This is a genomic window from Deinococcus piscis, from assembly GCF_014653275.1.
GTDB classification, from domain to species: Bacteria; Deinococcota; Deinococci; order Deinococcales; family Deinococcaceae; genus Deinococcus; species Deinococcus piscis.
This window is the reverse complement of record NZ_BNAL01000055.1, coordinates 1-10,001: the sequence shown is the minus strand read 5'-3', so window position 1 is coordinate 10,001 and position 10,001 is coordinate 1. Positions and strand designations below refer to the sequence as shown.

9 protein-coding genes and 1 CRISPR repeat array are annotated in these 10,001 nt (G+C 61.9%); of the genes, 3 read left to right on the top strand and 6 right to left on the bottom strand.

Annotated features, from left to right (window positions below; all coding sequences use genetic code 11):
- The first annotated feature begins 27 nt into the window (after positions 1–27).
- The 3 genes from cas1c to IE158_RS12820 all read left to right on the top strand — a co-directional run bounded on the left by cas1c (position 28) and on the right by IE158_RS12820 (position 3,277).
- Complete coding sequence (cas1c, locus tag IE158_RS12830; RefSeq protein ID WP_189644109.1) at positions 28–1,050, top strand: type I-C CRISPR-associated endonuclease Cas1c; 1,023 nt, start codon at positions 28–30, stop codon at positions 1,048–1,050.
- Between the two features lie 9 nt (positions 1,051–1,059).
- Positions 1,060–1,353 (top strand): CRISPR-associated endonuclease Cas2, encoded by a 294-nt coding sequence (cas2, locus tag IE158_RS12825; protein ID WP_189644108.1) that lies wholly within the window; start codon positions 1,060–1,062, stop codon positions 1,351–1,353.
- A 175-nt stretch (positions 1,354–1,528) separates the two neighbouring features.
- A CRISPR array of direct repeats spans positions 1,529–2,709; the repeat unit is 37 nt; unit sequence GTTTCTGCCTGCCTTTGGGTGGGCAGTGGATTGAAAC.
- Positions 2,710–3,028: 319 nt separating this feature from the next.
- Positions 3,029–3,277, top strand: coding sequence for a hypothetical protein (locus IE158_RS12820; RefSeq protein WP_189644107.1), 249 nt, complete (start codon positions 3,029–3,031; stop codon positions 3,275–3,277).
- Between the two features lie 534 nt (positions 3,278–3,811).
- On the opposite strand, the gene rbsB is transcribed toward IE158_RS12820, so the two are convergent.
- The 6 genes from rbsB to IE158_RS12790 all read right to left on the bottom strand — a co-directional run bounded on the left by rbsB (position 3,812) and on the right by IE158_RS12790 (position 9,636).
- Positions 3,812–4,810, bottom strand: a complete 999-nt coding sequence (gene rbsB / locus IE158_RS12815) for a ribose ABC transporter substrate-binding protein RbsB (protein ID WP_189644106.1) — start codon at positions 4,808–4,810, stop codon at positions 3,812–3,814.
- 34 nt (positions 4,811–4,844) lie between these two features.
- Positions 4,845–5,813 carry an ABC transporter permease gene (locus IE158_RS12810; RefSeq protein ID WP_189644105.1) on the bottom strand — a complete coding sequence of 323 codons (969 nt, stop codon included), beginning with the start codon at positions 5,811–5,813 and terminating at the stop codon, positions 4,845–4,847.
- Positions 5,788–7,221 (bottom strand): sugar ABC transporter ATP-binding protein, encoded by a 1,434-nt coding sequence (locus IE158_RS12805; protein ID WP_229839122.1) that lies wholly within the window; start codon positions 7,219–7,221, stop codon positions 5,788–5,790. Before IE158_RS12805 ends, IE158_RS12810 begins: the two co-directional genes overlap by 26 nt.
- 65 nt (positions 7,222–7,286) lie before the next feature.
- Complete coding sequence (gene rbsD / locus IE158_RS12800) at positions 7,287–7,682, bottom strand: D-ribose pyranase (RefSeq protein WP_189644103.1); 396 nt, start codon at positions 7,680–7,682, stop codon at positions 7,287–7,289.
- Positions 7,679–8,617, bottom strand: a complete 939-nt coding sequence (locus IE158_RS12795; protein WP_189644102.1) for a ribokinase — start codon at positions 8,615–8,617, stop codon at positions 7,679–7,681. The genes rbsD and IE158_RS12795 overlap by 4 nt, the downstream gene beginning before the upstream one ends.
- A complete protein-coding gene (locus tag IE158_RS12790) occupies positions 8,614–9,636 on the bottom strand; it encodes a LacI family DNA-binding transcriptional regulator (RefSeq protein WP_189644101.1) in 1,023 nt (340 codons plus the stop codon). Before IE158_RS12790 ends, IE158_RS12795 begins: the two co-directional genes overlap by 4 nt.
- Positions 9,637–10,001: the final 365 nt, after the last annotated feature.

Sequence of the window (10,001 nt, the reverse complement as noted above, 5' to 3'; positions counted from 1 at the left end):
CTGGGTTAAACTGCTTGCAGCTACGGAATCTTCGAACGTAGCCTGAAGGATTTTCCGTACCACTACCACCTGCACCTGAAAGATGACAACATCCGCGTGGAAGCTGATGACCGCCCGCCCGTGATGATTCCGCTGCACCACGTGGAAAGTCTGGTGGTGTTCGGCAACGTGATGATGACGCCCTTCCTGATTCACCGCCTGGCCCGCGACCACAAGCCCGTGACGTGGCTGACCGAATACGGCCGCTTCATGGCCCGCACCGAAACGCCGGTCAGCGGAAACGTGCTGCTGCGGGTGGCCCAGCACGGCTGCGCGTGCGATACCGAAAAGACGCTGGCCGTGTCGCGCTTTTTTGCTGCCGGGAAACTTCAGAACCAGAAGCAGACGCTGATGCGCTCGGCGCGTGAAGCGCTGAACGATGACCCGGCATTGCTGCGCCAGGCCGCCAAGGAAATCAATGCCCAGATCGGCTGCCTCCCCCTGGCCGAGACGGTGGACGAGGTGCGCGGTATCGAGGGCACCGCCGCCCGCATCTACTGGGAAGTGTTTCCGCTGATGCTGCGGCAGAACCGGGATTTCTTCTGGCTCACCGAGCGCACCCGCAGGCCCGCCCGCGACCCCATCAACTCGCTGCTGAACTTTGTGTACACCGTGCTGGCGAACGACTGCGCCTCGGCGTGCCAGTCGGTGGGTCTCGACCCACAGGTCGGCTTTTTGCACGCCCTGCGCCCTGGCCGCAGCAGCCTTGCCCTTGATCTGATGGAAGAACTGCGGCCTGTGACCGCCGACCGCGCCATCATCACCCTGATCAACCGGCAGCAACTCACGCCGCGCGACTTCGTGCTGCACGAGGGCAATACCGTGACCATCAGGGAAGACGCCCGTAAGCTGATCCTCTCACACCTCACCGAGCGCAAGAAGGAAGAGGTGACGCACCCCCTCACGGCCCGCAAAACACCGCTGGGCCTCATTCCGCATGTTCAGGCCCGCCTGCTGGCCCAGCATCTGCGCGGCGACAGGCCCCATTACCCGCCGTATCTGCACCGCTGAGGAGCACCGATGATTGACTTGCTGATTTGCTACGACGTCAAGACCGAAACAGAGGGCGGACGCCGCCGCCTGCGCCGGGTCGCAAAAATCTGTGTCGCGCATGGGCAGCGCGTCCAGAACAGCGTCTTCGAAGTCAGTGTGACTGACGTTCAACTGCTTCAGATGCGCGAGAAGCTGCTGAACGCTATGGACGTGACCGAGGACAGCATCCGCCTCTACCGCCTGCGCCAGCCCCGCGAAAAGTTCGTGGAGGCGCACGGCGTAGACAAATACCTAGACTTTAATGAGCCACTGATTCTGTAGCGCGAACGTGGTGCGCCGGAAAAACTCCGGGGGGTTCGCGCCACTCCCAAAGTCCCTCTGGGACGCGGTGCATGACAACTCCATATCCCAAAAGGTGCCGGTGTATGGACTTCGGCGCGATGTTCGCGCAAACTGGCTCTGGGGAGCCGTCTGGAACACGTTCTGGAGGCGAACTGTTTCTGCCTGCCTTTGGGTGGGCAGTGGATTGAAACTTCTCTGCGCGGGTGCGCCGCCCGTTGGTGACGGCGTTTCTGCCTGCCTTTGGGTGGGCAGTGGATTGAAACCTGCCGAGCGCCGTGAGCGTGAGCCTGGACCGCGTTTCTGCCTGCCTTTGGGTGGGCAGTGGATTGAAACCTGCCGAGCGCCGTGAGCGTGAGCCTGGACCGCGTTTCTGCCTGCCTTTGGGTGGGCAGTGGATTGAAACTGGGTGCCGGTGTCCTGATAGTCGAGGGGGTTGAGTTTCTGCCTGCCTTTGGGTGGGCAGTGGATTGAAACACGTACATGGGCTTAAAGCTCAGCGACTTGGTCAGTTTCTGCCTGCCTTTGGGTGGGCAGTGGATTGAAACGTGCCAAGCGTCCTTTAGGTTGCCCTTGTGAATTGCGTTTCTGCCTGCCTTTGGGTGGGCAGTGGATTGAAACGTCGGCGTAGGGGTAGGGGGCCGCCCGCAGGTGGTTTCTGCCTGCCTTTGGGTGGGCAGTGGATTGAAACAGGATGCCACGGAAAAAGTGGCGAAAGCCGATGAGGTTTCTGCCTGCCTTTGGGTGGGCAGTGGATTGAAACAGGCGCTGGCCGAAGCGGTGAACATGTCTGGAGCCTGTTTCTGCCTGCCTTTGGGTGGGCAGTGGATTGAAACCGCCCATACCTGTTTTTTGACCGAAACGGGTATATGTTTCTGCCTGCCTTTGGGTGGGCAGTGGATTGAAACAACTCCTGGGCCAGCAATTGGGCCTCAGCGTCCGTGTTTCTGCCTGCCTTTGGGTGGGCAGTGGATTGAAACCTGAAGGGTGTAGGGCGGCACCGTCACCACATAGGTTTCTGCCTGCCTTTGGGTGGGCAGTGGATTGAAACTTACATATCCTAGAGTAGCCACGAAAGCTAGGGTGTGTTTCTGCCTGCCTTTGGGTGGGCAGTGGATTGAAACAGCTTCAGGGCGCTCATGCTGCACTTCCAATCCCGTTTCTGCCTGCCTTTGGGTGGGCAGTGGATTGAAACGCCACCGTCCACAATGGACGCGGAAATAACGTCCGTGTTTCTGCCTGCCTTTGGGTGGGCAGTGGATTGAAACTTCTCCTGCATCTCACCACGCTCGGCACCCTGCGTTTCTGCCTGCCTTTGGGTGGGCAGTGGATTGAAACGCCAAAAATCCTAGAACGAACAGGCCGCCCAGTACGTTTCTGCCTGCCTTCGGGTGGGCAGTACATGACCGATATCCTTGACAGAATTGTTATTGACAAAGCCGCTCACATGCCCCACTCGTTCTATGACCACAGCAGCTTCACAAGCCTGAGCTACTGGGCCGCTCGGTACAACGCCAGCAACGCGGACATTCACGACCCAAGCGTCTTTACTCACGTCGTGCCGCCGAAAATCTGTTCCCTCTGCACCCACCGCACATTAAGCATCATGTAGTTCTTGGCACTGCAGCCACGTCTTACGCAAGAGCATATTTGGCCCATGAGCCACCGGCCCGACCCCCTCTACCTCCCGCCCACCGGGCCTTTGCCCGACCCTAACCCGGAAACGGGCGACCCTGCCCATCCCCAAGGCTTGCCCCGCGCTGGAGTGAGTGAAACACACCAAGGAGCGAACCTGCTGTTGCCCGCTGGTACCCACCAAGCCTTCTATGAGTGCCTGGTCCGCGAGAAAGCGGAGCGTAAAGCGGCGAACGTGGCGAAGAACCGTCCGAAGAAGAAAAAGCATTAGCAAAGGCCGAGTTCAGTTTGCCTTACTCCTATTCTCAGAAGCTTCTTAAAGCGGCAAATCTCTGCCGCCGCTCTTGGGGATTTCATGCCCAACCTGTGCCCAACGCGTGCCCAACCGGAACGGGATGAGGCGGGATCTGGCAAGCCGAACTGCGAGTGAAGGTTCAGAAGGGGCAAGCGAAAATTCTGTCTAGGAAGGCATTTTGGGGATCAAGGAGAACTATATGGCCTTGGGTGGGATGAGCCGGCACACGCCTTCTAAGCGGTCGGTCAAAGGTTCGAGTCCTTTAGGGTGCGCCATAGAAAACCCCCGTCTGGCACGGGGGCTTTCCTTTTGTGCAGCAGTGATCTGCCTGGTCCTGAGCTGACTTTTGTGGGCATTGACAAGGCAACCAGCTTTTTACGGCGTGAGACCCTGCTGTAAAAGCAGCACATGTCGCGTGTGATTTAAGAGTGCTGAAATGCGCATCAGGCAATCAGTCTGACCATCTGACGTGTCTGTCCTAGATGCCTGCTCTGCTGCGGCTTGTCATCTTTAGGGCTTAACCAGTTCCAGGTCCACAGGCACATTCTCGGTAGCGGCAGGCACGTTGCCGCTGCTGATCAGTTCCAGGGCCTTTTCCACGCCCAGTCGGCCAATCTCGCCGGGCTTCTGGGCTACGGTGGCGGCCAGGGTGCCGCCCTTGACGGCTTCTACAGCGTCTGGGGTGGCGTCAAAGCCCACGACCATGATGTCCCGGCCAGCGGCGGTGATGGCCTGCAATGCGCCCAGAGCCATCTCATCGTTGTGGGCGAACACGGCGTCAATTTCGGGCTGGGCTTGCAGGATATTTTCCATCACGCTCAGGCCCTTGGCGCGGTTGAAGTCTGCGGGCTGAGCGGCAACCACCTTCATGTCCGCGTTTTCTTTCACAACAATGTTGAAGCCTTCGCCACGGTCACGGGCCGCGCTGGAGCCGGGGACGCCCTGCAACTCCACGACGTTGCCGCTGCCGCCCAGCTGCTCCCGGATAAATTCGCCGGCCAGCTTGCCGCCCGCCACGTTGTCCGAAGCGATGTGGTAAGCCACCTGTCCGCCGTTGGCGCTGCGGTCTACGGTGATCACGGGGATGCCCGCCTCGTTGGCGGTCATGATGCTGGGCACAATGGCGTCACTGTCGGTGGCGTTCACCAGAATCACGTCCACACCACGGGTGACCAGATCTTCGATGTCGCTGGCCTGTTTGTCGGCCCGGTCCTGAGCGTCCAGTACGGTCAGCTCAGCACCGCCCGCATCTGCTGCGGCTTGGGCACCGTCGCGCAGCTCCACGAAGAAGGGGTTGTTGAGTGTGGAGATGCTGAGGCCAACAGTGGCCCCTTCAGCAGTGGCGGGGGCGGAAGCTGCCTGCGCGTCACTGGCCGGTGCCGTAGCGGCGGCAGAGGTGGTCTGCACGGTTTCGGTCTGCGTGGCCGACGTGGTCGTGGTGGTTTCCTTGGTGCTGTCACAAGCGGTGGCGAGCAGGGTAAAGGTCAGCAAAGCGAAGATTTTTTTCATAAGGTATTCCTCCGAAGGAAGTGAAAGAAAGCGTTTAGGCTGAGCGGGACGAGAGGAATCTCTCGAAGAGTAGGGCACCGACAATCACCAGGCCCTTGACGATCTGCTGGTAGAAAGCATTCACGTCAAGCAGGTTCATGGCGTTGTTGAGTACACCGATGATCAGGGCACCCAGCAGCGTCCCGATCACCCCACCGCGTCCACCGGCCAGGCTGGTTCCGCCCACAACCACCGCAGCGATGGCGTCCAGCTCAAAGCCGGAGCCAGCAGTCGGCTGCGCGGAGTTGAGGCGCGAGGTAAGAAGCAGGGCGGCCAGCGCACTCATCAGGCCGCTGAAGGCGTAGACACTTACCTTCAGGCGGTCCACCGGCAGGCCAGCGAAGCGCGCCGCGTCCTCACTGCTACCCAGGGCGTAGATGCCCCGGCCCCAGCCGGTGCGCCGCAGCAGGAACCAGGTGGCAAGCAGGGCGCTCAGGGCCAGCCAGACGGGCGAGGGCACCCCCAGCGGGCTCACATTGCCGAACGCCTGAAAGGCCGGGCTGAGCTTGCTGAGGGGTGAGCCGTCGGTCAGGACCAGCGTGACGCCGCGCCAGATGGTCAGGGCCGCCAGGGTCACGATAAAAGGTGCGATCTTGCCGTAAGCCACCATCACCCCGTTGAGGGAGCCGATCAGGCCGCCCGCAGCGAGGCTCAGGAGCACGGTGCCGACGAAGGGAACGCCAGCCTGATCCAGGAACACGGCAATCACCCCGACCACCGCCAGGATGGAACCGACAGACAGGTCAATGCCGCCTTTGAGAATGACCGCAGTCATCCCGAAGGCCAGCAGCGCATTGACACTGGTCTGGCGGGCAATGTTCAGAAAATTGGGTACGGTCAAAAAGCGGTCTGACAGCAGACTGGCAATGGCGAGCAGCGCCGCGAACACAAGCCAAAGGCCGTAGCGGGACAGGAGTTGCCGCCACGCGGGGGAGCGGTCAGTGCGTGCGTGCGCCTGTGACATGGGCAATCACCTCCTCAAGGGTGACAGGGGCGTGAAGTTCAGACACGACTTCTCCACCCCGGAAGACGAGAATGCGTGTGGCCAGTCCCAGCACTTCCTGAGCGTCGCCGCTCGAAAGGATGATGGGAAGCCCAGCGGCAGCCAGACCAGCAATCACTTCATAAATCTCCTCCCGCGCCCCGATATCTACCCCACGGGTCGGCTCTTCCAGAATCAGGACTTTGGGCTGGGCGGCAAGCACCCGGCCCAGCACCACCTTCTGCTGGTTGCCCCCTGACAAAGCGCCTGTGAGGTACTCAGGCTGCGCTGGGCGAATGTGCAGCTGCTCAATCCACTGCTGGACCAGCTGCCGCTCAGGGCCAGACTGGACCACGCCGGCGCGGGAGACCGCAGGCAAACTGGAAAGAGCAATGTTCTCGCGGATGGTGCCGTCTAGCACGGCCCCTTCGGCCTTGCGGTCTTCGGGCAGAATGCCGATGCCCCGGCGCAGCGCGTCTTCGAGCGAGAGGACCGGCTGGCCGTTCCACAGGCTCTCTCCGCCAATGCCGACCAGGGACCGCAGGGCCGCCCCCCGGCCACTGCCCACGATGCCGACCAGGCCAATCACCTCGCCCGCGCGCAATTCCAGGTGGAGGGGAGACGCCCCTGTGGGCCGCGCCTCAATCTGCCAGACCGGGTCACCGCTGACTGGCTGAACCCGCGACTGCACTTCTACATGTCTGCCGACCATCCACTCGATGATTTGCTGCTGGGTCGTTGAGGCAACGTCACTCGTGGCGATGTTGCGCCCATCCCGGAGCACCGTCACACGGTCCGCGATTCGGAACACTTCGCCCAGGTGGTGTGAGATATACACCACAGCCACACCGCGCCCGCGAATCTGAGCGATGAACTCGAACAGCTTTTCTATTTCAGGGGCGGTCAGTGGGGCCGTTGGTTCGTCGAACACCAGCACGCGTGGCTCACCGACCAGGGCGCGGGCAATGGCCAGCATCTGGCGCTCACCCACGCTGAGCGTACGGACAGGGACACCCAGGGGAAGGTCGAGGCCCAGCGAGTGCAGGTGAGCAGCAGCTTGGTCGCGGAGCTCGCGGTCACTGATCAGGGGAGACATATCACCCAGATACAGGTTTTCCTCGGCGCTCAGGTCGGGGGCGAGGCTCAACTCCTGAAAGAGCATGCGGACCCCATGCCGGGCAGCGTCGGCTACACTGCGGAAGCGGACAGCTTCGCCGCCCAGGCGCAGTTCTCCCGACGTGGCGGGCTGAACCCCCGCCAGAATCTTCATCAGGGTGCTTTTGCCAGCGCCGTTTTCGCCCAGCAGTGCGTGGACCTCGCCCGCCCGCACTTCCAGATGGACGCCGTGCAGCACCTCGACAGGGCCGAAGCGCTTGACGATATCGGTCATGTGCAGCACTGGGGGGTGTGATGACGTTGGCTGGGTGGGGGGTGATACTTCGTACAGCGCCGTCATCAGAAGTTCACTCCACAGTGCAGGATGACATTGGCGTAAGGCGTGGTTTCACCGGTGCGGATGACGGCCAGCGCCTGGGGCAAGCCTTCTTTGAGGGCCTCATGCGGAAGCTCATGGACGGGCACTTCTGGCAGCGTGCGCTGCAGCTCGCTGTACCACTGGGGCGAAAGGTCGCGTGTCTCCTGGGCCACGCTGACCGCTTCAATGACCAATTCACCGAGGATGGCCTGAAGGACGGGCAGCAGCTGGGGGAGACCGGCGCTGACTGACACGTCAATGCAGCGGACCTGGGGCGGAATGGGCAGGCCAGCGTCCGCCAGGACAATGTGCTGGGTGTGCCCTGCCTGCGCGACCAGGGCGCTGAGTTCAGGGTTGAGAAGGCCAGACTTTTTCATGCTTGGGTCTCCTGTGCGGCGTGAGCCATCTCTGACTCTTGGGGGGTCTGGTTCCTCCGGTACTCGGCCAATGCTGCTGCGGTCTCGTCCGCCCAGGGGATACTGGGCTGAGCGCCCTCACGGGTACAGGCCAGCGCACTGGCCACCGTGGCCTGCTCAAGTGCCGGGCGCAGAGGCTGCCCCGCCGCCAGTGCAGCGGCCAGCACGCCTGCGAAAGTGTCCCCGGCAGCTGTCGTGTCCTTGACCTCGACCCGGTGGGCGCTCAGCCGCAGCAGCTGGGTTCCGTCTAGGGCCAAGCAGCCCTGGTCGCCCAGAGTCACTACCACGGTCCGGGGGCCAGTGGCCTGGGCGCGCTGCAACTGCTCTGCCAGGTCACCAGCTCCTACCAGCGTTTCCAGTTCGCCCTGATTGACCAGCAGCACATCCACATGCCGCAGCAAGGTTGTTGGCAGAGGCTGCGCGGGAGCAGCGTTCAGCATCACCTGCACACCAGCCCCCTGCGCCGCTGCTGCAAAGGCTTGCACCGTGCTCAGCGGTACTTCCAGTTGCAGCAGCAGTTGGGTGACCCCGCTCAGGTCGGGGAGATGTTGCGGGTCCAGCAAGGCATTTGCGCCAGCTGCTACGGCGATGCTGTTCTCGCCTTCCTCCGCGACGGTGATAAAGGCGGCACCGGTGGGGGTGTCAACCCGCACGCTCCGGTCCTGCACGCCGCTTTCCCGCAGCGAGGTCAGCAGCGGCTCTGCGAAAGCGTCGCGGCCCAGGGCACCCACAAACGCCGTTTGGGCACCGGCCCGGGCGCAGGCCACCGCCTGATTGGCCCCCTTACCACCGGGGGCCGTGCGGTAGGTCTCTCCCAGAACAGTTTCTCCCGGGGCCGGCAAATGCGGCAGGCGAGTCACGAAATCGAGATTGGCACTTCCAGCAACCAGAATCATGCAGGTTCCTCCTGAATAGGGCTTGGCGCAGGGCCTGAAGACTCACGGACAACCAGCCGGGTGGGCACCGTGCAGTTGGCCTGGAGTCTGGGGGCTTCAGTCGCTTGGAGAGCCAGTCGTACGGCGGTGCGGGCCACCTCATCCGTATCCTGCTGCACCGTGGTCAGCGACGGGTTGGAGAGGGCCGCCCAGGAAATGTCGTCAAAGCCCACCACCGAGAGGTCTTTACCCACCTGGTGCCCTGCTTGACGCAGGGTGCTGAGTGCGCCCAGAGCCAGGGTGTCGTTGGCGCATAGCAGCGCAGTAAACGGCCCGCGTTGCAGCAGCTGCTGGGCTCCGGTCATGCCATCTTCGACGCTGTAGGGGCTATAGATAAACAGTTCGGGCGGAATCTGAACCCCCGCTGCACCTAGGGTATCCAGCATGCCGCGCACACGCTCGCCAGGCTCTCCACGGCGTGCTGGGCCTGCCAAGACCGCAAAGCGGGTGTGCCCCAGGTCCAGCAGGTGCTGAGCTGCCTGCTGCCCGCCCATGTACTTATCGCTCTGTACACTCAGATGCGCGTCGCCTGGACGGTCAAGCATGATGCTGGGGACTGTCCCTGTGTCGGGCGCTTCGGTATGGCTGACCGGAATAATCATCAGGGCGTCAGCGCCGCGCTGCTGGAGGCTATGGATGGCTTCTGCCTGGAGCTGTTCATCGCGGTGAGAGTCGGCCAGAATCACGGCATAACCGTGTGCCCGCGCTTCTTCTATCAGCGCCTGCGCCAGTGACGGAAAAAAAGGATTGGTGAGGTCGGGCAAGACCAGGCCAAGTGTGAAACTGCGCCCGGTCCGCAGCACCTGAGCGGCGTGGGAGGGGACGTATCCCAGATGTTCGATGGCCTGCTTGACCCGGCGCTGCACAGCCGGCGTGACGGCCTTGGTGCCATTGACCACATAGGAAACAGTGGCCGTTGATACCCCGGCAGCGCGCGCGACAGCGGCCATAGTCACGTTGGAATGTTCACGTTTGGTCATGGTTTTCCGAGTGGGTTAAACGATTAACCTGAACATAGGCCCGGCTCTCCATTTTGTCAAGGCGGGGTCAAGGCTTGGCTGTGGAGCATGCCAGAGATAGCTTGCTTGTTCAGCCAGCGCGTGTCTGGGGAGGCCCCAGGGTGCGTGTATCTGGGACTCAACACCTTGAGCGGCCCACAAGAACAAGCCTTCCAAGGTCGGGACTGGTTTCTGTAAGGTCAGAGATGCATCTTTAGCCGAGTGGCGGCGAGTATCAGCGACATTTCGGCCAGCCCATCACCTAATCTCTTGCCCTCTTGTTGCTCAGTACCCGACAACTTTACTTTTTCTCTGTCCAGAACAGCATAGTGGCTCCACAACCACCG

Coding starts and splice junctions, on each gene's coding strand:
- IE158_RS12820 (WP_189644107.1), top strand. CDS start 3,029: ATGAGCCACCGGCCCGACCCCCTCTACCTCCCGCCCACCGGGCCTTTG.
- IE158_RS12790 (WP_189644101.1), bottom strand. CDS start 9,636: ATGACCAAACGTGAACATTCCAACGTGACTATGGCCGCTGTCGCGCGC.
- rbsB (WP_189644106.1), bottom strand. CDS start 4,810: ATGAAAAAAATCTTCGCTTTGCTGACCTTTACCCTGCTCGCCACCGCT.
- IE158_RS12810 (WP_189644105.1), bottom strand. CDS start 5,813: ATGTCACAGGCGCACGCACGCACTGACCGCTCCCCCGCGTGGCGGCAA.
- IE158_RS12805 (WP_229839122.1), bottom strand. CDS start 7,221: ATGACCGATATCGTCAAGCGCTTCGGCCCTGTCGAGGTGCTGCACGGC.
- rbsD (WP_189644103.1), bottom strand. CDS start 7,682: ATGAAAAAGTCTGGCCTTCTCAACCCTGAACTCAGCGCCCTGGTCGCG.
- IE158_RS12795 (WP_189644102.1), bottom strand. CDS start 8,617: ATGATTCTGGTTGCTGGAAGTGCCAATCTCGATTTCGTGACTCGCCTG.
- cas2 (WP_189644108.1), top strand. CDS start 1,060: ATGATTGACTTGCTGATTTGCTACGACGTCAAGACCGAAACAGAGGGC.